Consider the following 22,219-nt stretch of genomic DNA (forward strand, 5'->3'; position numbering starts at 1 on the left):
GACAAACTTTTATTGCATGACACGCATAAGCAATCGTGCTTCACTAAGTGCATGACTCCAGCACCCGCAAACGACGCCGGAAACGCCCCGGTCTTAGAGGCCGGCAATTTGTCGCGCGCTGGTGATCTCTTCCAACTTCTCCGCGACGGACAGGCCCGGACCCGCGCTGAGCTGGCCCTCACCACGGGGTTGGCCCGCTCCACAGTCGCCTCCCGCATCGACGCCCTCATCAATTCCGGACTGGTCGGTCCGGCCGGGGAGGCGAGCTCCAGTGGCGGCAGGCCGCCGTCGCGCTTTGCCTTCAACCCCGCCGCGCGGGTGGTCCTGGCGGTCGACGTCGGAGCGACCCACATGATTGTCGCCGTCACCGACCTCGGGGGCAGTGTCCTCGCGGAGCGGCGGCTGAAGCAGGAAGTGGCCGACGGGCCAGAAGCGGTCCTGGGCCGTGTGGTCTCTGCCGGCCGTGAACTCCTTGCCGAGGCAGGGCGGGAGCTTACAGACCTTGCGGGCATGGGCATCGGGCTGCCCGGTCCCGTGGAGCACGACACGGGACGGCCCGTGAAGCCGCCGATCATGCCCGGATGGGACGGGTTCGACGTCGTCACTTACGTCCAGCGCTCGCTACCTGTTCCCGTGTTGGTGGACAACGACGTCAACATCATGGCGCTGGGCGAACGGACCGCGTACTGGCCGGACCACGACAACTTCCTCTTCATCAAGGTCGCCACCGGCATTGGTGCGGGCATCATCAGCAGCGGTGAGTTGCAGCGTGGCGCCAACGGCACCGCCGGCGACCTCGGCCACGTCCGTGTCCCACGCGGAGACGACGTCCTTTGCCGATGCGGCAACTACGGGTGCCTCGAGGCACTGGCATCGGGTCCCGCCGTCGCGCATCAACTCCGGACGCAAGGGCTGGAAGCCAGCAACGGCGCGGACGTCCTGCGCCTCGTGGGCGAGGGAAACCTGCAGGCAATCCAGGCGTTGCGGCAGGCGGGGCGCGACGTCGGGGACGTCCTGGCCACCGTGGTCAACCTGCTGAACCCTTCCATGATCATCATTGGCGGCAGTGTGGGAGAGGCCGGCGAGCACTTGGTGGCCGGCATCCGCGAGGTGGTCTACCGGCGATCGCTGCCGCTGGCCACGACGCACCTCCGCATCGGTATTTCAATGGCCGGCGAACGTTCCGCGATCCTTGGCGCGAGCCAGATGGTGACCCGGTACGTCCTTTCGCCCGCGGTGATCGAGGCCACGCTGCAAGCCACGGGTTGAGGCTTCATGGATGCCGGTGGGGGCGCGCAGGCGTGATAGCAATGAAACTGATGAAAACGTTTCCTGCCACTTGCCGGCCCGCACCATGACCCAGTTCCTCGCCAAAGTTCCCCGGGGCTGGCTGCTGCTGGCATGTATCGGGCTGATTGCCCTGAATATGCGCGGGCCGTTCGTGGCGGTGGCACCCGTGGTGGATCTGCTCCGACAGGACCTCGGCTTCTCGCCGGTGGAACTTGGGTTGCTGACGGGCATCCCTGTGCTCTGCTTCTCGCTTGCCTCGCCGGTGGCGTCATTGGCCGGACGCCGGCTGGGCGCCGAGTTCGCGGTGATGCTGACCCTGCTCGGAGTGCTGGCCGGTGTGGTGATCCGCTCCGTCGGTGGCGGCGCGCTGGTGATGGCGGGCACGGTGGTCATCGGTTTGGCGATCACCATCGGGAACATCGCGGTCCCGCTGATCATCCGGCGTGACTTCGCTCCCAGGCGGCAGGCGACTGCGATGGGTGTCTACACGGCGGCGCTGAACATCGGCTCGTTCCTCACCTCTGTTGCCACGGCACCGTTGGCTGAACTGGTGGGGTGGCGGCTCTCCCTCGCCGCAAGTGCGTTGCTGGCGCTGGCCGCGATCCTTTTCTGGGTCCCGACGGTGGGCGCGAGGCGCGCTCTGGTGCCTGCCGCCGTCGCGCCTTCCGCGCAGGCCGGTTCGGGGCGAGTCGCCGGAGTTGGATGGCTGACCGCCGGCCTGACCCTGGGCTTTGCCGGCCAGGCGTTTTCCTACTACGGCGTCACAGCGTGGCTCCCGAGCTTCCTGTCCGACGAACTCGCGATGGACACGGCCCAGGCGGGTGCCGGTTCCTCGCTGTTCCAGATCTTTGCGATCCTGGGCGGCCTGGGAGTGCCGCTCCTGGCCCGTTTCAGCAGTACGACGGCGGTGGCGGCCACCTTGAGCGCGCTGTGGCTGACCGTCCCCGTGGGCTTGCTGCTGGCGCCGTCGTGGTGGTGGATGTGGTCTTCGCTGGGTGGTGTAGCCCAAGGCGGCGGGATCACGGTGATCTTCATTGCCATCATCCAGTTCGCCCGTTCCCAGGCTGCCGCGGGGAAGATGTCTGCCGTTGTCCAGGGTGTGGGCTACTGCTTCGCTGCCTTGGCGCCGACGATTGTTGGTTACGTCCACAGCGTGTCCGACGGCTGGACTGCGCCCTTGTTGGTGATCCTTGGTTCGGTGCTGGCGTTCTGTGTGTGCACCACGTTGTCCGTGCGCTGGGTATCCCGCCAGGCCTAACCCCAGTCCCGGCCTGACCCAACTGAGTAACAGCAAACGCTCCACTGAACGTTCAGTGGAGCGTTTGCTGTTACTCAGTTGGGTGGTTGTTCCGGTGCTGGGCTGCCTCCCCGGCCTTCGGGGTCACTTGTTGCGAAGAGTGCAGGCAGCCCAGCGTCGGGGCTTGTTGGGTTGCTTCTGCTAGGCGGCGACCAGTTCTTCTTCCGTAGCCTCTTCCTTGGCTTCGGTCAGGAAGCGGGCGTAGGCGGGGATGGTCAGGAAGGTTGGGAATTCCTCGGCCAGAGTCACTTCTTCGAAGATCGCCCGTGCATCAGCGAAGCGGTCGCCGTCAAAGCGTTCCAGACGGGCGAATTCCTCGTCCAGCATGTCCTCGACCCATTCCCGGGTGATGATGTCGCCCTGGTCGGTGATGGCGTGGGAGTGGATCCACTGCCACAGCTGGGACCGGGAAATCTCGGCAGTGGCGGCATCCTCCATCAGGTTATGGATGGCAACCGCACCGTTGCCGCGCAGCCAGGACTCGATGTAGCGGATGCCTACTTCGATGTTGAGGCGAACGCCGTGTTCGGTGATGGTTCCTGTGGTGGTGGAGATGTCGATGAGTGCACGATCGTCCGGGGTGACGTCCTCGCGGGTTTTGCTGAGTTGGTTCGGCTTCTCTCCGAGCACCTCGTCAAAGACCTCGCGGCATACGGGCACCAGGTCCGGGTGGGCAACCCAGGAGCCGTCGAAGCCGTCGTTGGCTTCGCGGGTCTTGTCGGCACGGACCTTCTCGAAGGAAGCTGCGTTGGCGGCCTCGTCCTTACGGTTCGGAACAGCTGCTGCCATGCCCCCAATTGCCATGGCTCCGCGTCGGTGGCAAGCCCGGACCAGTTGCTCGGTGTAGGCCCGCATGAACGGTTGGGTCATGGTCACCTGGCCGCGGTCCGGGAGTACAAAACGGGGTCCACGGGTGCGGAAGTTCTTGATCAGCGAGAAGATGTAGTCCCAACGGCCGGCGTTCAATCCACTGGCGTGGTCCCGCAGTTCGTACAGGATTTCTTCCATCTCGAACGCGGCCGTGATGGTTTCGATCAACACGGTGGCGCGGATGGTGCCCTGCGGGATGCCGAGCAGGTCCTGGGCCAGGATGAAGATGTCGTTCCACAGCCGGGCTTCGAGGTGGTTCTCGATCTTGGGCAGGTAGAAGTACGGGCCCTTGCCCTGTGCGAGCAGGCGGCGGGCGTTATGGAAGAAGTACAGCCCGAAGTCCACGATTCCGCCGGCGATCGGCTTTCCGTCGATGAGCATGTGCTTCTCCGGCAGGTGCCAACCACGCGGACGCACCACGATGGTGGGCAGGTCCTCGGCAGCCTTGAGCTTGTATTCCTTGCCCTCAGGAGAAGTGAAGTCGATCCGGCGCTCCAGCGCATCGGTCAGGTTCAGCTGGCCTTGGATCACGTTGCGCCACGTCGGCGTGGAGGAGTCCTCCATGTCCGCGAGCCATACCTTCGCACCCGAGTTCAGGGCGTTGATGGTCATCTTCTTGTCCACAGGTCCGGTGATTTCCACGCGGCGGTCTTCCAGGCCCGGTGCCGGGGGAGCAACACGCCAGGACGGGTCGTTGCGAATGCCCTCGGTCTCCGGCAGGAACCGTGGGTCCTGGCCACTCGAAATCGCGTTACGCCGTGCGTGCCGTGCCTGCATCAGCTCCTGCCGACGATCAGCAACAGCACGGTGCAGCTTGCCGACGAACTCAAGCGCATCCGGAGTGAGGACCTCGTTCTGCCGCGAGATGGGCTGCGCGGTCAACGTAATGCCATTAATAGTGAAGTTGTCGGTGAAGCTGTTCATTGGATTGTCCTTTCAGGAACCCAACTGGGTGACAGCAGATGTCGTTCTGGACGTTCAGTACGACATCTGCTGCTACTTGGTTGGGAGAAGATTTAGTGGAACTGGCCTTCTTCGGTGGATCCCACCAGGGCCAGGGTGGAAGCGTTCGGGTTGAGCGCTGTGGCGATGTCGTCGAAGTAGCCGGTGCCGACTTCGCGCTGGTGCTTCGTGGCGGTGTAGCCGCGTGATTCGGAGGCGAATTCCTTTTCTTGGAGCTCGACGTAGGCGCTCATGCCTTCGCGGGCGTAGCCGTGGGCGAGGTCGAACATCGAGTAGTTCAGGGCGTGGAAGCCGGCCAGGGTGATGAACTGGAACGTGAAGCCCATGGCACCGAGTTCGCGCTGGAACTTGGCGATCGTGGCGTCGTCCAGGTGCTTGCGCCAGTTGAACGACGGCGAGCAGTTGTAGGAGAGCATCTGGTCCGGGAACTCGGCCTTGACCGACTCGGCGAACTTGCGGGCCAGCTCCAGGTCCGGGGTGCCGGTCTCCATCCAGATGAGGTCGGAGTACGGTGCGTAGGCCTTGGCGCGGGCGATGCAGGGTTCGATGCCGTTGCGGACCTTGTAGAAGCCCTCGGCGGTACGTTCACCGGTGATGAATTCCTGGTCGCGCTCATCGACGTCGGAGGTGATCAGGGTTGCTGCCTCGGCGTCGGTACGGGCGATGACGACGGTCGGGGTACCGGCGACGTCGGCTGCCAAGCGGGCTGCGTTCAGGGTCCGGATGTGCTGCTGGGTGGGGATCAGGACCTTGCCGCCAAGGTGTCCGCACTTCTTCTCGGATGCGAGCTGGTCTTCCCAGTGAACGCCCGAGGCACCGGCGGTGATCATGGATTTCATGAGCTCGTAGGCGTTGAGCGGGCCACCAAAGCCGGCTTCGGCGTCGGCGACGATCGGCACCAGCCAGTCCTCAACAGTCTTGACGCCTTCGGCGTATTCGATCTGGTCTGCGCGGAGCAGGGCGTTGTTGATGCGGCGGACGACCTGCGGAACCGAGTTGGCGGGGTACAGGGACTGGTCCGGGTAGGTGTGGCCGGAGAGGTTGGCGTCGGCTGCAACCTGCCAGCCGGACAGGTAGATGGCTCGCAGGCCGGCCTTGACCTGCTGGACGGCCTGGTTGCCGGTCAGTGCACCAAGGGCGTTGGTGTAGCCGCCGTTGGGGGCTTCCTCGGTGAGCTGCTTCCAGAGCTTTTCCGAACCGCGGCGGGCCAGGGTGTGCTCTTCGGAGACGCGGCCGCGGAGGCGGACGACGTCGGAAGCCGAGTAATCGCGGGTGACGCCCTCCCAGCGCGGGTTGGCGGACCATTCAAGTTCCAGCGCTGCTGCCTGCTGCTCGGCGGTCTGCTCTGCTGGTTCAAACGATGCGGTCATTGCATGTCTCCTATGTGGTGCCCGGGCCGGCCTCCACAGCTTCCTTGCTGCTTCGGCCGGCTGACCGGGGTCTGTATTTCTTTTTCGTGAGAACTACTTTTCTGTACTTTCAAGGGCCTTTCTAGAGGAAAAGTATGGAAAGAAATGCAGTTCTTCGCGTATTCTCAAGAAATGTCGCCTTCAAGCTGGAATCGCGACGTCGCGTCGCCGTCGTCGTCCCCAACGTCCCCCGAACTGGACGTCATCAGCCTCGGCCGCCGCGTGCGCCATCTGCGCAAGCAAGCCGGCCTGACGCTCGATGACCTGAGTGCCGCCGTCGGCACCGCGCCCAGTCAGCTGAGCCTCATCGAAAACGGCAAGCGTGAACCCAAGCTGGGACTTCTTCAGCAACTGGCTGCGTCGCTCAATGTAAGCATCGACCAGCTTCTGGGAGCCGAGCCGCCGAGCCGCCGCGCCGCCCTGGAAATCGAGCTGGAACGGTACCAGCGCGGACCCCTGTACGAGTCGCTGAACCTGCCCAAAATCCGCATCAGCTCGCGGCTTCCGCTGGAGGTCCTGGAATCGCAGGTGGGGCTGCTTCAGGAGCTCGAGCGCAAACTTAACGAGCAAGCCGCGACGCCGGAGGAAGCCCGCCGCGCCAACGGCGAGTTGCGTGCCATGATGCGCGAGCGCGGTAACTATTTCCCCGAGTATGAGGCCGAGGCGCAGAAGGTCCTCAAAGGGGTCGGCTACACCACGGGTCCGCTGAGCCAGCACGTCATTGCGGACATCGCCGAGAACCTCGGTTTTTCGCTTCACCATGTGGGCGACCTGCCCCATTCAACGCGTTCCGTGACGGATTTGAAGAACCGCAGAATTTATCTGACCCAGAACCAGCGGCAGGACCACGACCCCCGCTCTGTGCTGCTGCAGGCGCTGGGGCACTACGTCCTGGGGCATGAAACTCCGCGGAACTACGGGGATTTCCTGGCGCAGCGTGTGGCCACCAACTATTTCGCTGCGGCCTTGTTGCTGCCCGAGCACGCCACCGTGGAGTTCCTGCAAAAGGCCAAGGCTGCCAAGGAAATCGCCGTCGAGGACATCCGCGATGCCTTCGCCGTCTCCTATGAAACAGCCGCCCACCGCTTCACCAACCTGGCCACCAAGCATCTGGGCATCACCACGCACTTCCAGAAGACCCACCAGTCCGGCATCATCTACAAGGCCTACGAGAACGACGGCGTGACGTTCCCGCAGGATCACACCGGGGCGATCGAGGGGCAGCCGTCGTGCAAGGCGTGGACCTCGCGGGCTGTGTTCGATGTGCCCGACAAGTTCAGCGCGTACAGCCAGTACACGGATACGCCGTCCGGGACGTACTGGTGCACGGCCCGCACCGAGCGCTCGGCCTCGGGGGAGTTTTCCCTGAGCATCGGGGTTCCATACCAGCATGTGAAGTGGTTCCGCGGGCGTGAAACCACGGCCAGGGCAACGTCGAACTGCCCGGATCCCAACTGCTGCAAGCGTCCGCCGGCCGCATTGGCCGACGAATGGGCCGGAAACGCGTGGCCTTCGGCCCGGGCCCACTCGCACCTGCTCGCTGCTATGCCTCCGGGAGCATTCCCCGGCGTGGACGAGACCGAGGTGTACAGCTTCCTGGAGGCGCACTCGGGGCGCTGATTTTTTGGCGGGCCTGCGCTCGAGTTCGCGGGAAGCGTGCGGGGTCGCTGGTTTCCGTGCGATCTCGCCGGTTTCCCGCGAACTCGCGATCTCGCCGGGGCTAGGGGTTCAAAGCGTTCGCCCAGGCCAGCGCGCTTTCTCTCCGGGTTTCCGACGGGTCGATGAGCTCGATACGTTCTGCCAAGGTGATCGGGTCAATGAGTTTCGACTCAACAAGGGCGAGAACAAATGCATGGTCCTTGATCCTGGCGGCAATCAACTTCGCGGCGCACAGGTCGTAGGGGTCGAGGCAGAGGCCAGTGCTGTTCTTGGTATTTTCATTCCGGACGCTAACAAGGCGGTATTCCCAGTCCTTGGGAAGTACAGCGGTCTGTCTGCCAACGCCCTGGACATAGAAACCGAATTCGGCATGGAAGGGGGACCACTCGCCGATGGCAGCGTCGATGCGGTCCGCCAACGTTCCCGCGTCATCATCTGCCAGCGGTGCGATGTCCACTTCGTCTGACATGGTGGCGGCAAGTGGCAGTTGGTCTTCGGTGTAAGTGCCCAGGATCGACTGGCTACCAATAACAATGACGCGGTCGTTGTGGATGATCTCGGTAGCTGCCCGAATGGCATGTTCAAGTTCCTCACGGCGCAAGAGCGGCTGCCTTCTTAATTGCAATGAGGCGTTCTTGCTCCGAGAGCGCACCCGCGAAGGGGCTCATCTGCCTGAGCTCTGTGGCGAAGGGGCTGTCTTCGAGCATTGCCTCTTCGATCTCTTCAACCGGCAGACCCAGGAGCTCATCCCAACGGTTAACCCACTCGTCAGCGACGGTGCTTCTGGGCCGTTCACGCATCTTTTCAACGCCGGCACGCCCGATGCTCCGGATGCGTTGTTCGTCGAGATGGAGCTTGAGACTCAGCTCGATGTGAAGTTCGAATGGGATGCGCTCTTCCCTGCGAAGCAAGCGAGGGCGTCGGGATCGTGCGGACTTGATCGACGACTGCACCACGGAAGGGCTGCAATCGATCCTCTTCGCGATTTCACGGATTGATAGTCCCAAAGCATGAAGAGACAAGATTGCTTCTTGCCGCCGGTGGGCAGCAACGAGTTGCCTTCGCCGCAAATCCTCGCTGATCCTGCCCAAGTCCTCGGCTTCCTGAATCAGCTCATCCATGTCGATGTCCACCCCTGTATGGTACCCCCATACACCCGCCTAGGGAACCAGCCGCGCCACCAAGACTGCCGCAGCGTTTACGACGTCGTCCGCCGCCTTTTTGGTGGCACTCAAGGCGACCTCGTGGCCGGCGACCGTAATGATGTCCGTGATCACCGCGACCGTGAGCCGGCCCAAGGTGTCCTCGCTGGTACCGAGCAGCACGGAGTTCTGGCGGACCCACTCGCGTCCGCGTTCCCGCCGGAGCATCTCAAATCCCGGGGGAGTGTCGCCCTCAATGAAGACCCGCTCCAGGTCGCGGTGCTTCCAGGTGTACTCGAAGTAGCTGCGGCTGCCGATGTCGAACAAGGCGAGGGGTTCGCTTTCGCCGGCTTTGCGGGCCTTGGCTACTGCGGCAGCCACGAGGCGTTCGTGCTCGTTTTGGTAGTCGTCCCAGAGTGCGAGGAACAGCTCAGTCTTACCGCCGAAGTGGTGGTAGAGGCTGCCAACGCTTGACCCGGCACGGGCGACGATGTCGGAGATGCTCGCATCCGTGAAGCCATGTTCAACGAACACTTCGGCGGCTGCATCCAGTAAGTTTCGCTGCGTCGCTGCGGTGCGGGTCCACTGCCAGGAGCCCGTGGAGCTGGCTGCTTCGGAGGTTTTTCGGACCAAGCCGGAACTCCCTTCACGAACTGGCCAAGAACCGGCGTGTTGTACGGCTACTTTCTGGAATCCTACCTTCCGATTTATCCTCATAGCCACCCAAAAGCCTTGACCGAGTCATGTACTGCAGGAAATAATTTTGGAAACAGGTTCTAGAAATATGTATTGCGGCATGTTTCCGAATGCTGCGATTTTTGACGTGGGACGCCTCGAAACCCGGGTGCCGTTTTCGCCGTCGGGCTGCAACTGGTTGAATCGCTATATAGCGCCAACTGGTCGCAGCCAACCAAGCCAGAGAGGAACGCGGCCTGATGTCCGTTTCAAGCAAGTCGTCCGGGATCACGTCGAACAGGTGGTTCAAGCCAGTCGTCGTCACTGCGGGAGCTTTGGTGGTGGCCCTGATCCTGGTTCTCCTGGCACAGTGGCTCCGAACCCTGCAGCCGGTGCAGCAATTCCTGACGGATTACCCTGGCCACTCATCGATCCCCGAAGGTACCCCTACGGGCTTTCCCGCGTGGCTTGGCTGGCAGCACTTCCTGAACATGTTCTTCCTTGTCCTGATCATTCGTTCGGGCTGGCAGGTGCGCACCACCACCCGGCCTCCGGCGTACTGGACCAGGAACAACAAGGGATTCATCAAAACCAAGAACCCGCCGAGCAAAATCAGCCTGGACCTCTGGTTCCACCTGACACTGGACGCATTGTGGGTCTTGAACGGCATCATTTTCATCGTTCTGCTCTTCGCGACCGGGCAGTGGCTGCGGATCGTTCCCACCAACTGGGACGTCTTCCCGAACGCGCTTTCGGCCGGCCTTCAGTACGCCTCGCTGAACTGGCCCGTTGAGAACGGCTGGAACAACTACAACAGCCTCCAGCTCCTGACCTACTTCGTCACTGTCTTCATTGCCGCGCCCCTGGCCATCATCACCGGTATCCGGATGTCCGGTGCGTGGCCCAAGAAGGCCGCGATCAACAAGTTCTACCCCATCGAGCTGGCGCGCAAGATCCACTTCCCGGTGATGATCTACTTCGTGGCATTCGTGATCGTCCACGTCACCCTGGTGCTGGCCACCGGCGCGCTGAACAACCTGAACCACATGTACGCGTCCAACAACGACTACAGCTGGTGGGGCTTCGGGATCTTCGCGGCCTCCATCGTCTTCACGGCAGCTGCGTGGTTCCTGGCCCGGCCGTTGTTCCTCCGCCCCATCGCCTCATTGATGGGCAAGGTTTCGCGCTAGCCCCTAACAAAAACAGCCGCTCCGGAAGGGTTTCCGGAGCGGCTGTTTTGGTCTTAGGAGGCGCTAGCTCTGAGGCATCCAGCGTTTCGCCGTTCGTAAAGGCGTGCCTGGACCACGACTCAGCCCAGCGGCGAATCCGTTACCCAGTGGTGGAACCTTGTAACGCTAAGCCCGCTGCTCTCAGGATATCGCCCAGGATCGCGACCTCGTGGTCAGCTGCAGCAACGTTTGGCAGGCGTAGGGTGCGGTGTGACAGGACTCCTTGGGCCTGCAGAGCTGCCTTGGCCATCACAGCTTGGGCGCCGGCATCGTTCAGCGCATCGACGACCGGGATAGTGGCGTTAAAGACTTCCAGCGCTCCGCTGGGGTCGCCGGCATCCCAGCGGCGGACTACCTCGGCGAATTCGGCGCCCACGACGTGTGAGGCGACTGCGACAACCCCGGCTCCGCCAATCGACAGAAACGGCAGAAACAGTCCGTCATCGCCTGAATACCACGCCAAGCCGGTGGCCGCCTTGAGTTTGGCGGCAGCGTAGAGGTCGCCCGTGGCGTCCTTGTTAGCCACAATCCGCGGATGTTGCGCCAACCGCATCCAGGTGTCGGGAGAAATCCGCACGCCTGTTCGTCCCGGGACATCGTAGAGCATGATGGGAAGCTCGGTGGCATCGGCAACCGTCGTGAAGTGGAGGTAAAGGCCGTCCTGCGTGGGCCTCGAATAGTAAGGCGAGACGAGCAACAGGCCGTCGGCTCCCGCCTCACCCGCCTGCTCCGCCATCCGCATCGCATGGGCCGTGTCATTCGAACCAACGCCCGCCAGGACGGCGGCCCTGTCGCCAACTGACTCAACGACCGCCGCCACGAGGGCGGCTTTCTCCGGGCCGTGCGTCACAGGTGACTCGCCGGTGGTGCCGGACAGAACCAAGCCGTCGCTGCCCTCGTCAACTAGCTTCTTCGCCAGCCTCACCGCAGATGGCAGATCCAGAGCACCGTCGGGAGTCATCGGGGTAACCATAGCGGTGAGGACAGCGCCGAACGGGCGCCCAGGGGTCATTGGCAGAACCATGATGCGACCCTACCGCCTTCCGGGCCGCGCGCGGAAGGTATTTCGGCCCGGATGTGAGAGGGGTGTCTCGGGGTGATTCAGCCAGCTGGCGACAGGGGAGACGGATTATGCAAACAATCGACAAACGCGCCGAAGCGAAAAAGACCGCTAGCTCAACGCCCCACCCTGCCACAGCGCATCAAACGGGGCGCCGGAGGAAACCCTGTTCTTGATGCCCGCTGTGACGAAGGCCTTGGCGGTGCGGGCAGCTTCCAAGGGAGTGGCGCCCTTGGCCAGCTCCGCGGTCACGGCCGCAGCAAGCGAGCAGCCGGCACCGGAGACCGCAACCTCGCCAACCTTCGGAGCGCGCAGGACTTCCAGCGTCTCGCCGTCGTAGTAGACGTCGACGGCGTCGGGCCCTTCCAGCCGCACCCCGCCCTTGGCGAGGACTGCTGCGCCGCTGATCTCGTGGATCCTGATGGCTGCGGCCTTCAAAGACTCCTCGTCCATGATGGCGAGTCCGGACAGCGATTCGGCTTCGAAGTGGTTCGGGGTAACGAACGTGGCCAGCGGCAGGATCTGCGCCTTCAAAGCCTGGTCGGTGTCCAGGGCGTGGCCCGGCTCCTGGCCCTTGCAGATCAACACGGGGTCGAGCACCACGTGCTTGAACGAGCCGCCGGTCAGGGCATTCTCCACGGTGCTGATGGTTGCCGGGCTGCCGAGCATGCCGATCTTCACGGTGTCCAGAACCGAAGGTGCGCCTGAAGCGGCACCGTAGGCCGCCGTCGTGGCTTCCAATTGGTCCGCAATGACCTGCTGGTCCACCGGCACAAAACGGTGGTTCCAGCTGTCCTGCGGGTTGAAGGAAACGATGCAGGTGAGGTTCGCGATTCCGAACACACCGAGTTCCTGGAAGGTCTTGAGGTCGGCCTGCGCGCCGGCGCCACCGGTCGCTTCGGAGCCGGCGATGGTCAGAGCAATGGCTGGGGCAACGGCTGAAGTCATGACTCCATTTTGGCGTTGCTCCTGTGCGACTCCTAAACGGGGCTAGCCGTGCAGGGCCCGGTAGGCGGACTCGGCGGCCGGATGCAAGGGCACTCCCGCGGTGTTGATCAGCGTTTCCGGGCTGAGGAACTGGACTCCTGCGCTGGACTTCGGCACCAGGTCCTGGGCCTGTTCCACCATGAGCTCCACGGTCTGCCGGACGACATGGTCCGCCAGGTCGCTGCGGCACAAGAGCAGGTTGGCCACGCCCACGGTCCACACCGCAGGAGCGTTTCCGTAGCTGTTGGCTGGAATGAGGACACGGTCGTAGAAGAACCCGGACTGCTCACGTGTCGCAGGGATGAGATCGGAGAGGTCAAGCAGCCGGACGGGCAGACCCTGCGCAGCAGCGGCGATGGGCGCCGTCGGGACGCCTCCGGACTGGATCATGACATCAATGGAACCGTCGGCCAGGGCCGCGATCGCCTGGTTCAAGCCGAGGTTGACCTGCTTCAAGGCTCGTTCCGGCGCTGCCGACTGAGGTGCCAGCCCGGCTGCGGCGATGATCCTTCCCGCGGTAAGGGTGGTTCCCGAACCAACTTCGCCCACACCCGCGGTTTTGCCGGCGAGGTCCGCGAACGTCCGGATGGCACTGTCCTGGCGCACGATGCAGTGGACGTAGTTCTGGTACACCTTGCCGAGGGCCACCAGGCGTCCTTCGCTGTGGCTGCTGGCAGCGGGTTGCGCAGCAGCATCGGCAAGGGCGACGGCGAAGGTCGCCTCGCCGGACAACACCCGCTGGATGTTATCCAGGCTCCCGCCGGTGGTCAGGGCCCGGGCGTTCTCCGCGATGCGTTCCCGTTGCAACAAGTTCGCCAGAAGGGTGGCGAATTCAAGGTAAAAACCGCCCTGTTCGCCGCCTGCCACAGTGAGTTCTTGCGGCTTCTCCGAAGGGGAGCAGGCAACAGCCGAGGCCAGCACACCGAACATCATGGCGGCTTTGATGGCGTTGCGCCGGGAAATCGCAGGCACCTCAAACATCGGCCCCCTCCCCTGGGTGCCCGAATTCCAGGCGAACCGTCAACCCGTGTGGCTTGCTGTCTTCCAGCACCAACCTCGCCCCGTTCGCCTCGGCCAACCGTTCCACAATCGTCATCCCCAAGCCGTTGCCGGGGATGCTGCTGTGCTGCGGTGCCCGCCAGAACCGGCTGGTGGACGCTGCGCGCTGATCGGCTGGGAGGCCCGGGCCGTCGTCGGAAATCACGACGGCGGTGCCTCCTTGGGCAGGTTCGGTCGCCACTTGGATGTGGGCGCCCGGGGCGTACTTGATCGCATTGGCCAGGACCTCACCCACCATGTGCGCGAGTTCTTCCGGGTTGCAGGCAATGGTGACCGGCCGTGATGGCTGGATGAGCGTGATCGTGGCACCTGCCTGTGCGGCTGCGGGGGCTGCCCGTTCCACCTCTCCTTGCAGGACGGGAAAGGGGTCGATCACCGAAAGCAGCTGGTGCCCGCTTTCCTGATCCACCCGGGCAGCCCCTGCAGAGGCGCGATGTTCCGCGGTGGCCAGCTTCAGCACGCCGTCGAGCATCCCTTCCACCCGCTCAAGCTCGGCTACGACGCCGGCCGCGGCGGCCTTCTCCGGTTCGGACCGCAGTGCCAGCTGCAGCAGGTCGATCCTCAACCGCAACGCCCCGACCGGGTTGCGCAGCTGGTGCGATGTGTCCGCGATGAGCCGGCGCTGCGATTCCATGCTCTGGCTCACCGTGTTGGCCATGGCGGTGAAGGAGCGGCTGAGTTCGCGCAGTTCGGGTGGGCCGGCTTCGGGGAGTTGGCTGGTGGTGCCGGTGGCTTCGAGTTCGTGGACCGCTTGGCTGAGCCGCTGGACCGGGCGCAACACCCAACCGGTGATGCGCGCTGCCGCCACCAGAAGCAGGGCGCCAAGCGCCACGGCAGCCAGCCCGACGACGAGCCACCGCTCCCGCAGCTTCTGCCGGGCGACGTCGAGATTCACTTCCACCACTACCTCGCCCAGGACCTGGCTGGCCGTGCCGAAGGACCGGGAGATGGTCTCGTTGGCCGTCCCGAAGGCGCGGATGGGGTCAAGGGTGGTGTCACTCAGGTTCAGGCTTGCCCTGTCGAGCGCATCACGGACCTGCGGTTGGTCATCGTTAAGGTCCCCCGAGTGGAAGGTTTGGCCCTGCATATGGATCAGGATTCCTTCGCCATACAGCTCGGAGTAGCGGTCCATTTCGCGTTGGAGCTGGGTTGTGTTGTTGTCCTCCAGGGCGTCACTTGCCAGCTGCGCGAAGCGGTTCAGGGCGGCGACACGGTTGATTTGCAGCTCCTGGGTGAGTTCCCGGCTGGCCGATGTCAGGATCACGCTGGATACCGTCACCACGAGGACCACCACCAACAGGCTCAGAATGCCCAGGACCCGGAGTTTCACGGCTGCTCGACGCGATAGCCCACGCCGCGGACGTTGATGATGAACCCAGGCATCTTGAGCTTGGACCGGAGTCCGGTCAGGTGCACGTCCAGTGAACGCGAATGGGCCAGGAAGGCATCGCCCCAGAGCGCGTCAAGAATCTGTTCACGGGTAACCACGGAACCCGCATGCCTGACCAGGAGTCCCAGAAGGTCGAATTCCGTTGCCGTGAGGGGAAGCTCCCCGTTGCCAACCGATGCGATGCGACGGTCTAGGTCCACTTCGAGCTCTCCGAGGACGATCGTGTGCGGCGCTGCCTGGCCGACGCGGTTGGTCCGCCGCGTCACAGCTTCGATGCGGGCCAGGAGTTCGACGAGTTTTACGGGTTTGACCAGGTAGTCGTCCGCGCCTGAGCGGAGGCCGAGGACCACGCTGCGTTCGTCATCGCGGGCCGTCAGGATCAGGATCGGGATCTGGGTGACTTGGCGCAGTTTCCTGAGGACGTCCAGGCCGTCCAGATCCGGCAGGCCCAGGTCCAACAGGATCACTTCGTGCTGGCGATGGGCCAGGAGTGCGTCCTCGCCTCTGGAGACCCGGGTGTGCTTATGCCCGGCAGAGGCGACGGCGGCACTCAAGGCTGAGGCCATGGCGTCGTCATCCTCGACGATGAGCACGTGCACGGTGATTCCTTCCTGTCTCGGGGCTTTGGGTCCGTCTTGGAGGTTACTCCTTTCCAAGAGCGTCCGCCCCTTCGGCGGCCGGCCCGGGCACCCAAGCCCGGCAGCCGCCGTCGTACATCCCAACGCTCGATCACCTACAGGCGCCTTTTTTGAAACCCTCCATCACCCCCTAACGTTGCGAGGCCCGCTCTGCGTCCTCCGGGAGTACCAAAGGGCGCAGAACGGGCCTCGCAATCGGGTGGGTCAGGCGTCGATCAGGTCCTTTTTGTCCCCGCGACCTTCCCAAGCGTGGCCCTGTTCCGTGTCCAGATGCGTGGCCTTCTTGTTTTTCAGGGCGAAGACATACACCAGCAGCGAAATGAAGATGGCCGCCGTGACGTAGGTGAAGAACAGGTCCTCCTGCCCGGCCTTCTGCAGCGCCGCACCGATCAGCGGGACCGTGCCACCGAAGAGCGAGTTCGCGATTGCGTAGCCCAGGCCGACGCCGAGGGCGCGGATGGAAGCCGGGAACAATTCGGCTTTCACCAGGGCATTGATGGAGGTGTAGCCACCAACCATCAGCAGGCCGCCCATCATGAGCAGGAAAGCAACGAAGGGATCCTTGGTGCCTGCAAGAGTGGAGAGCAGCGGCCACGTAAACAGCACGCCGGTCACACCGAACCATACGAGCAACGGCTTGCGGCCGATCTTGTCCGAAATCAGGCCATACACGGGCTGGAGCAGCATGAAGATGAAGAGGGCCCAGAAGTTGATCACGGAGGTGTCGGTCTTGGCAATGCCGGAGGTATCGTTCATGAACTTCAGGATGAAGTTGGTGTAGGTGTAGAACGCCACCGTGCCGCCAAGCGTGATGCCGATGCAGATCAGCAACGGCTTCCAGTGCTTGGTGAACAGGAGCTTCATGGTGCCGGGCTGAGCTTCGCCTGCAACCTTGACGTGTGCCGCACGGATCTGGTCAGCGGAGACCGTTTCTTCCATGGAACGGCGAAGCCAAAGCACTACAAGCGCTGCCACGCCGCCAATGGCGAACGGGATACGCCAGCCCCATTCAGTCAGGGCTTCCTTGGTCATGGTGTTCTGCAGGATCACGAGCACCAGAAGCGCCAGCATCTGGCCACCCACGAGCGTCACGTACTGGAAGCTCGAGAAGAAACCACGGCGCTTGGCCGTCGCGGCCTCGGACATATACGTCGCGCTTGTGCCGTACTCACCGCCGACGGAGAAGCCCTGGACTACCCGGACGAAGACCAGCAAGATGAGCGCCCACAGGCCAATGACATCCTGGGTTGGGAGGATGGCGATAGCGAATGAACCGGCCGACATCATGGTGACGCTCAGCGTCAGCGCGGCTTTGCGGCCCTTCCGGTCCGCGTAGCGGCCGAAGAACCAGCTGCCGATAGGACGCATGAGGAACGACGTCGAGAAGACGGCCATCGCTTCGAGGCCGGCCTGGAGGTCGTCCGAGGAGTTGAAGAAGTGCGACTGGAAATACGCCGCAAACGCCGTGTAGACGTACACGTCGAACCACTCCACGAGGTTGCCCGCGGAGCCCTTGAGGATGTTGCTCACGGCCCTGCGGGTCTGGGCGGCTTCGCTCAGAGGTGCAGCTTGTTGGGTGCTCATCAATGAACCTTCCTGGACGGCAGCAGCTGAGGCGGCCGTGTCTTGCCTGTGTTCGTTCTGTCCATGAAGCGGGTGCTCATGGCTTCGTTGCGCATGGCTCGTCGTCGACTAAGAAAGGCCCTCTTGGGGATGAAGAGGACGTATTCCAAACTATGGGTGATGCACGGCACAGCCAACGCGGGAACGGATTTCCTAACACTTCCTTAGGTTTCCGGCGCACGCTCGCTCACGTTCCGCGGGCTTGGGGTGGACGCTCGTTCACGTTCTGTGGGTTTGGGGTGGACGCTCGTTCACGTTCTGTGGGTTTGGGGTGGACGCTCGTTCACGTTCTGTGGGCTTGGGGTGGACGCTCGCTCACGTTCTGTGGGTGGTGGCCTTCAAGCGAGGGCGGGAATAGTGTTCCTGGCATGGGCACATTTCAGCGGGCAGTCGTCATCCTGAAAGAGGAAGCCGGACGAGTACCCCTGCCGCCCGGTCAAGTGGTTGGACTCGTGCTGGACTATGTCCTGGAGCGCCTGCACGGCACTCCTGTGCCACGGGCTCGGGGTTTGCAAAAAGTTGTCGGGACAGGTCTGATTCTGGCCGGCATGGTAATGACGGCTTGGGCTGTCGTGGAACGTCGACAACACACGGTGGGAAGTTTCGCCTTAGGTCGTCCCGAGACATTGGTAACCAGCGGCCCCTATGCCGTCAGCCGCCATCCGATGTACCTGGGCTGGTGGATGATCCATGCAGGTGTGGCGATTCTCAACGGTTCATACTGGGCTCTGGCCACCCTGCCTGCCGGAGTCTTGGTTGAACATCTGGGTGCGCTGTGGGAGGAAAAGATGCTCCAGCAGGAGTTTGGCGAACCATACCTTGAGTACATGAAGGATGTGCCGCGTTACGTCGGAATTCCAAGGCACAGGGAGTAATCCGGTCCTGACTGTCGAGAGAGGGTTGGATTCAAGAGGCATTTTGGTGCGAGAGCGTTGTGTTCACGTTGCGCACGCGATCTTGTTCAAGGCTCCTGCCAGCGACGGGTACTCAAACTTGAACCCCGCATCCACCAACTTCCGGGGCTCCACCCATCTGCTCTTCAGCACGAGCTCGGTCTCAGTCCGGATGAGAACAGCCCCGGCCTCAAGCAGCCACGCCGGGGTCGGAATGCCGAACGGGACACCCAGGCTCTGTCGCACCAAACCCATGAGCTCACGATTATCCACCGGGTAGGGCGAGGCGGCGTTGACCGGACCAGTCAACCCGGGCCGTCCGTGAATGAACAACACCGTTCGAAACAGGTCCTCGACGTGGATCCAGCTGAACTTCTGCGTCCCGCGACCCATGTGCCCACCCAAGCCAAGTCGGGCGAGGTTCCGGAGGGGGCCCATGACGCCACCGGCGCCCAGCACGATCGCAATGCGCAGCGCCACTTTCCGCGTAGACGGCACGACGGCGGCCGCCAGCTCATCCTCCCAGGCCCGGGCCACCTCCACGGAAAATCCGCTGCCCAACTCTCCCGAAATCTCGGACTGCGCATGGTCTTCCGCATGCCGATAAATGGTTCCGGTGCTCGAGTTGATCCACGTCCGGGGCGGTTCGGCACACCCGGCAACTGCACGCCCCAAGGCACGCGTCGTCTGCACCCGGGACTCCAGGATCTCCCGCTTGTGGCGCTCGTTGTAACGGCAATTCACGGATCGTCCGGCGAGGTTCACCAACAGTTCGGCGCCGTCCAGCGTTTTGGTGATGGCGCCGTCGTCGTCCCATTGCGCGTCAGCCGTCGCGGCCCGCCCAACCGTCCGGACCTGCCAACCATCCTCATGAAAGCGCCGCGCGAAGTAGCTGCCGATGAAGCCGGACGCCCCTGCGATCACCACAGTTTTCACGAGGCTTCCTTCACGCTGCGCACGAGCCCGAGGACGTCGTCGAACACCTTGCCGACCCCCGGGATCTTTGCGAGCGACAGGCCGCGGGCAACCAGCGGCGCTGCGCCGTCGATGAGCCTGCGTGTGCGGCGTTGGCCCTCGGATTTGTCGTAGACCCAAAACAGCGCGACACCCATGTACGCCAGCCACAGCAGTTCGGGCAGCTCGCCGCGCAGTTTCTTGGCGACGGCGGGCGAGGAGCCGTCGACGGCGGTGCGGAAGGTCGCGAGCGACGCGTCCCGGGCGGCGGTGGACGCCTCTCCGAACGGATTGACGGGCGACGTCGGACGGATCGCCGTTGAGATGAAGTCGGAACCGAACTGGTGGTACGGAGTCATAACGTCGATCCCGGTGTGAAGGACTGCCTTTAGCCGGCCGGCGAGATCCTGGACGTTTTCGAGGGCTTGGGCGGCAGCCACGGCGTGTTCATCCTGCACCTGGAGGTAGAGCTCCTGGACCAGCTCGTCCTTGGACGCGAAGTAGTAGTAGGCATTGCCCACCGACACCCCAGCCTCCTGGGCTATGGCGCGCATGGTGGTCTTCTCGAAACCGATCTCGCGGAACATCTTCAGCGCGACGTCGGCCACCAGTTGGCGGGTCTGTTCACTTTTGGCAGCCATTCGTCACTCCTCGCCTTTTGAACACGTTCAGAAATTCAGTATGGCATGAAATTGAACATGTTCAAAAGTGGCAGTGAGTGAGGGTTGGGGTGAAGGGAGTGGTTTGTGATGGATGGTCCGGTTTTAAGCGCGGTTTTGTGAGCGAGGGTTGGTGGGGCGAGGTGGGAGAATGGAACCGGTGCGGGCTGCATGCCCCACCGCCCAGTGCTAATACAGCGGGGCTGCCTCCGAAAGGGGGTGCCTGCGCGAACCACTACGAAATGGATGACCCATGCCCACGCCCTCTGGCTCCAGCACGCTCAGCAAACCGGCACCGCGCTTTGCCTCGATCGGTTCCCCCTACTTCGGCATCATGTTGGCCGTCATGGCCGTGGTGCTGATCCTCTCCAACATCGGAGCCTCCAAGGGCGTGGTGCTCGGCCCGATCATCACGGACGGAGGGTTCTTCCTCTTCCCGCTGGCCTACATCCTGGGCGACGTCATGAGTGAGGTCTACGGCTTCAGAGTGGCGCGCAAGGCGATCATCACCTCCTTCGCCCTTTCCGTGTTCGCGTCGCTTTGCTACTGGGTGATCATCATCCTGCCGGGCTTCGACGATGATTACGGAACGGCCAAGCAGGCGGCCATCGAGGGCGCGCTGGGGCCCGTTCCGCAGATTGTGCTGGCGTCGCTGCTCGCCTTCCTTGCAGGCCAGACCATCAACTCCTGGATTCTGGTGAAGATGAAGGCGCGCACTGGCGAAAAGAGCCTGTGGGCGCGTCTGATGGGTTCCTCGGTGGTGGGCGAATTCGTGGACACCCTGATCTTCTGCAGCATCGCGGCATCGGTGATCGGTATCTCCGACGTGGGTTCGTTCGTGAACTACGTCCTGGTGGGCTTCCTGTACAAGACCGCCGTCGAGTTCATCTTCGTGCCGATCACCGTGCTGGTGGTGGGCTGGATCAAGAAGCGTGAGCCGAGCTACGGGGTAGTGGCGGCCTAGCCCTTTTCGCCGGGTTCGCTGGAAAGGCGCGGGGTCGCTGGAAGTTTCCGGGCGCCGTCGCACGTTTCCCGCGAACTCGGCGGCGCACCCCCACCAAGCAACAGCTACGAGTAATACCGCCCCAGCGTCTCCGCCTTGAACTCGAAGAAGTCCCCGGATTCAATGGCCAGGCGGGCATCGTCCACCATTTTCACCACGAAGCGCTCATTGTGGATGGAGATCAGGGTTGCCGACAGCATCTCCTTGGCCTTGAACAGGTGGTGAATGTACGCGCGCGAGTAGTTGGCGCAGGCGTAGCAGTCGCAGCCTTCCTGCAAGGGGCCAAAGTCGTTCTTGTACTTTGCTCCGGACAGGTTGAAGCGCCCAAACGGTGTGTAGAAAGCGGAGTTCCGGGCCACGCGGGTGGGGGAGACGCAGTCGAAGGTATCGGCTCCGTTCTCGATGGCCGTGAAGATGTCGTCCGGTTCGGAGATGCCCAGCAGGTGACGGGGCTTGTCCTCCGGAAGCTCCTCATTGCACCAACGCACAATCGTGCCCAGGTTCTCTTTCTCCAAAGCCCCGCCAATGCCGTACCCATCGAAGGGCATCGCGCCAAGGTCACGGCACGCCTTCCGCCGCAGGTCCTCATACTGCGCGCCTTGGATCACGCCGAACAATGCCTGGTACGGCTTGCCCACACGCGAGGCAGTCAGAGAAGCGTGCTCCTCCAAGCACCGCAAGGCCCAGAGCCGCGTGCGCTCCAGGGACTCTTCCTGGTAGCCACGGGAGTTCTGCAGCGTGGTGAGCTCGTCGAAGGCGAACATGATGTCCGCGCCGATCTGGTGCTGGACCCGCATGGAGATTTCGGGGGAGAAGCGGTGCCGGTCCCCGTTGAGGTGGGACTTGAACCAGACTCCGTCGTCGTCGATGTGCGCCAGCCGTTCCTTGCCGGGGGCAACGGCGTCGTCAGGTCCCGAAGAGTCCACGTTCTTCATGTCGATGACCTTCTTGAACCCGGAACCAAGGCTCATCACCTGGAATCCGCCGGAGTCCGTGAACGTGGGTCCGGACCAGTTCATGAACGCGCCGAGGCCACCCGCGGCGTCGAGGATTTCCGGTCCCGGTTGCAGGTAGAGGTGGTAGGCGTTGGCAAGCACGGCCTGGGCGCCGAGGTCCGCAATGGACTCGGGAAGCACGGCCTTGACGGTGGCTTTGGTTCCGACGGCGATGAACGCGGGCGTCTGGATGGTCCCGTGCGGTGTGGTGATGGTTCCGGTCCGCCCCAAGAACGCACCCCCGTTCGCCTCCACGAGGGAGGACGACGGCGAACACGTTTCGGTCAGGCGCTTGCCCACCGAAAAGGAGAATTCGGATTGCCGGCCTGACAAACCGGGCAGCGCAGGGGAAGAAGCAGGAGCAGAGGAGGAAGCTGGCACGCTACCAAGTGTGCCAGCTTTACCGGGAGCAGCCTGCCGAATA

20 protein-coding genes are annotated in these 22,219 nt (G+C 63.2%); 6 read left to right on the plus strand and 14 right to left on the minus strand.

Features of this window, described 5'->3' with window-relative positions:
* Positions 1 to 51: 51 nt before the first annotated feature.
* Complete coding sequence (locus ACFUOZ_RS09335; protein WP_377547132.1) at positions 52 to 1,269, plus strand: ROK family transcriptional regulator; 1,218 nt, start codon at positions 52 to 54, stop codon at positions 1,267 to 1,269.
* An 85-nt stretch (positions 1,270 to 1,354) separates the two neighbouring features.
* A complete protein-coding gene (locus tag ACFUOZ_RS09340; RefSeq protein WP_377547134.1) occupies positions 1,355 to 2,548 on the plus strand; it encodes a CynX/NimT family MFS transporter in 1,194 nt (397 codons plus the stop codon).
* 180 nt (positions 2,549 to 2,728) lie between these two features.
* Here ACFUOZ_RS09340 and aceB read toward each other — a convergent pair whose 3' ends face one another.
* Complete coding sequence (gene aceB, locus ACFUOZ_RS09345) at positions 2,729 to 4,381, minus strand: malate synthase A (protein WP_377547136.1); 1,653 nt, start codon at positions 4,379 to 4,381, stop codon at positions 2,729 to 2,731.
* Between the two features lie 92 nt (positions 4,382 to 4,473).
* The gene (aceA, locus tag ACFUOZ_RS09350; RefSeq protein WP_281449569.1) at positions 4,474 to 5,790 is read right to left on the minus strand and encodes an isocitrate lyase; all 1,317 of its coding nucleotides are present in this window, start codon (positions 5,788 to 5,790) and stop codon (positions 4,474 to 4,476) included.
* A 144-nt stretch (positions 5,791 to 5,934) separates the two neighbouring features.
* Between aceA and ACFUOZ_RS09355 the strand changes: the two genes are divergently transcribed.
* Positions 5,935 to 7,449: a helix-turn-helix domain-containing protein gene (locus tag ACFUOZ_RS09355; protein ID WP_377547139.1), complete on the plus strand. Its 1,515-nt coding sequence runs from the start codon at positions 5,935 to 5,937 to the stop codon at positions 7,447 to 7,449.
* Between the two features lie 100 nt (positions 7,450 to 7,549).
* On the opposite strand, the gene ACFUOZ_RS09360 is transcribed toward ACFUOZ_RS09355, so the two are convergent.
* Genes ACFUOZ_RS09360 through ACFUOZ_RS09370 form a run of 3 tightly spaced genes read right to left on the minus strand, consistent with a single transcriptional unit; the run spans position 7,550 to position 9,263 of the window.
* Positions 7,550 to 8,089, minus strand: coding sequence for a DUF6036 family nucleotidyltransferase (locus tag ACFUOZ_RS09360; protein ID WP_377547141.1), 540 nt, complete (start codon positions 8,087 to 8,089; stop codon positions 7,550 to 7,552).
* Positions 8,079 to 8,621 (minus strand): helix-turn-helix domain-containing protein, encoded by a 543-nt coding sequence (locus ACFUOZ_RS09365; RefSeq protein WP_377547143.1) that lies wholly within the window; start codon positions 8,619 to 8,621, stop codon positions 8,079 to 8,081. The genes ACFUOZ_RS09360 and ACFUOZ_RS09365 overlap by 11 nt, the downstream gene beginning before the upstream one ends.
* Before the next feature lie 27 nt (positions 8,622 to 8,648).
* Positions 8,649 to 9,263 carry a TetR/AcrR family transcriptional regulator gene (locus ACFUOZ_RS09370; RefSeq protein ID WP_377547145.1) on the minus strand — a complete coding sequence of 205 codons (615 nt, stop codon included), beginning with the start codon at positions 9,261 to 9,263 and terminating at the stop codon, positions 8,649 to 8,651.
* A gap of 302 nt (positions 9,264 to 9,565) precedes the next feature.
* Between ACFUOZ_RS09370 and ACFUOZ_RS09375 the strand changes: the two genes are divergently transcribed.
* Positions 9,566 to 10,495, plus strand: a complete 930-nt coding sequence (locus ACFUOZ_RS09375; protein ID WP_377547147.1) for a cytochrome b/b6 domain-containing protein — start codon at positions 9,566 to 9,568, stop codon at positions 10,493 to 10,495.
* Between the two features lie 139 nt (positions 10,496 to 10,634).
* Here ACFUOZ_RS09375 and dapA read toward each other — a convergent pair whose 3' ends face one another.
* The 6 genes from dapA to ACFUOZ_RS09405 all read right to left on the minus strand — a co-directional run bounded on the left by dapA (position 10,635) and on the right by ACFUOZ_RS09405 (position 17,252).
* Positions 10,635 to 11,558 (minus strand): 4-hydroxy-tetrahydrodipicolinate synthase, encoded by a 924-nt coding sequence (dapA, locus tag ACFUOZ_RS09380; protein WP_377547150.1) that lies wholly within the window; start codon positions 11,556 to 11,558, stop codon positions 10,635 to 10,637.
* A gap of 147 nt (positions 11,559 to 11,705) precedes the next feature.
* The gene (locus ACFUOZ_RS09385; RefSeq protein WP_377547152.1) at positions 11,706 to 12,542 is read right to left on the minus strand and encodes a hydroxymethylpyrimidine/phosphomethylpyrimidine kinase; all 837 of its coding nucleotides are present in this window, start codon (positions 12,540 to 12,542) and stop codon (positions 11,706 to 11,708) included.
* A gap of 42 nt (positions 12,543 to 12,584) precedes the next feature.
* The gene (locus ACFUOZ_RS09390; protein ID WP_377547154.1) at positions 12,585 to 13,562 is read right to left on the minus strand and encodes a TAXI family TRAP transporter solute-binding subunit; all 978 of its coding nucleotides are present in this window, start codon (positions 13,560 to 13,562) and stop codon (positions 12,585 to 12,587) included.
* On the minus strand, positions 13,555 to 14,970 hold the full coding sequence (locus tag ACFUOZ_RS09395; protein WP_377547157.1) for an ATP-binding protein: 1,416 nt from the start codon (positions 14,968 to 14,970) through the stop codon (positions 13,555 to 13,557). The genes ACFUOZ_RS09390 and ACFUOZ_RS09395 overlap by 8 nt, the downstream gene beginning before the upstream one ends.
* On the minus strand, positions 14,967 to 15,629 hold the full coding sequence (locus tag ACFUOZ_RS09400; RefSeq protein WP_377547159.1) for a response regulator transcription factor: 663 nt from the start codon (positions 15,627 to 15,629) through the stop codon (positions 14,967 to 14,969). Before ACFUOZ_RS09400 ends, ACFUOZ_RS09395 begins: the two co-directional genes overlap by 4 nt.
* A 243-nt stretch (positions 15,630 to 15,872) precedes the next feature.
* Positions 15,873 to 17,252: an MFS transporter gene (locus tag ACFUOZ_RS09405; protein WP_377547161.1), complete on the minus strand. Its 1,380-nt coding sequence runs from the start codon at positions 17,250 to 17,252 to the stop codon at positions 15,873 to 15,875.
* Positions 17,253 to 17,659: 407 nt separating this feature from the next.
* Between ACFUOZ_RS09405 and ACFUOZ_RS09410 the strand changes: the two genes are divergently transcribed.
* Positions 17,660 to 18,166, plus strand: a complete 507-nt coding sequence (locus tag ACFUOZ_RS09410; RefSeq protein WP_377547163.1) for a methyltransferase family protein — start codon at positions 17,660 to 17,662, stop codon at positions 18,164 to 18,166.
* Between the two features lie 63 nt (positions 18,167 to 18,229).
* Here ACFUOZ_RS09410 and ACFUOZ_RS09415 read toward each other — a convergent pair whose 3' ends face one another.
* Together ACFUOZ_RS09415 and ACFUOZ_RS09420 are read right to left on the minus strand one after the other, a co-directional pair.
* The gene (locus ACFUOZ_RS09415; protein WP_377547166.1) at positions 18,230 to 19,120 is read right to left on the minus strand and encodes a TIGR01777 family oxidoreductase; all 891 of its coding nucleotides are present in this window, start codon (positions 19,118 to 19,120) and stop codon (positions 18,230 to 18,232) included.
* On the minus strand, positions 19,117 to 19,779 hold the full coding sequence (locus tag ACFUOZ_RS09420) for a TetR/AcrR family transcriptional regulator (RefSeq protein WP_377547169.1): 663 nt from the start codon (positions 19,777 to 19,779) through the stop codon (positions 19,117 to 19,119). The genes ACFUOZ_RS09415 and ACFUOZ_RS09420 overlap by 4 nt, the downstream gene beginning before the upstream one ends.
* 271 nt (positions 19,780 to 20,050) lie before the next feature.
* On the opposite strand from ACFUOZ_RS09420, the gene ACFUOZ_RS09425 reads away from it, so the two are divergent.
* Positions 20,051 to 20,761, plus strand: coding sequence for a queuosine precursor transporter (locus tag ACFUOZ_RS09425; protein WP_377547171.1), 711 nt, complete (start codon positions 20,051 to 20,053; stop codon positions 20,759 to 20,761).
* 104 nt (positions 20,762 to 20,865) lie between these two features.
* Here ACFUOZ_RS09425 and tgt read toward each other — a convergent pair whose 3' ends face one another.
* Positions 20,866 to 22,176: a tRNA guanosine(34) transglycosylase Tgt gene (tgt, locus tag ACFUOZ_RS09430; RefSeq protein WP_377547173.1), complete on the minus strand. Its 1,311-nt coding sequence runs from the start codon at positions 22,174 to 22,176 to the stop codon at positions 20,866 to 20,868.
* Positions 22,177 to 22,219: the final 43 nt, after the last annotated feature.

Source organism: Paenarthrobacter sp. NPDC057355, from assembly GCF_042667405.1.
In the GTDB taxonomy this organism is placed as follows: domain Bacteria; phylum Actinomycetota; class Actinomycetes; order Actinomycetales; family Micrococcaceae; genus Arthrobacter.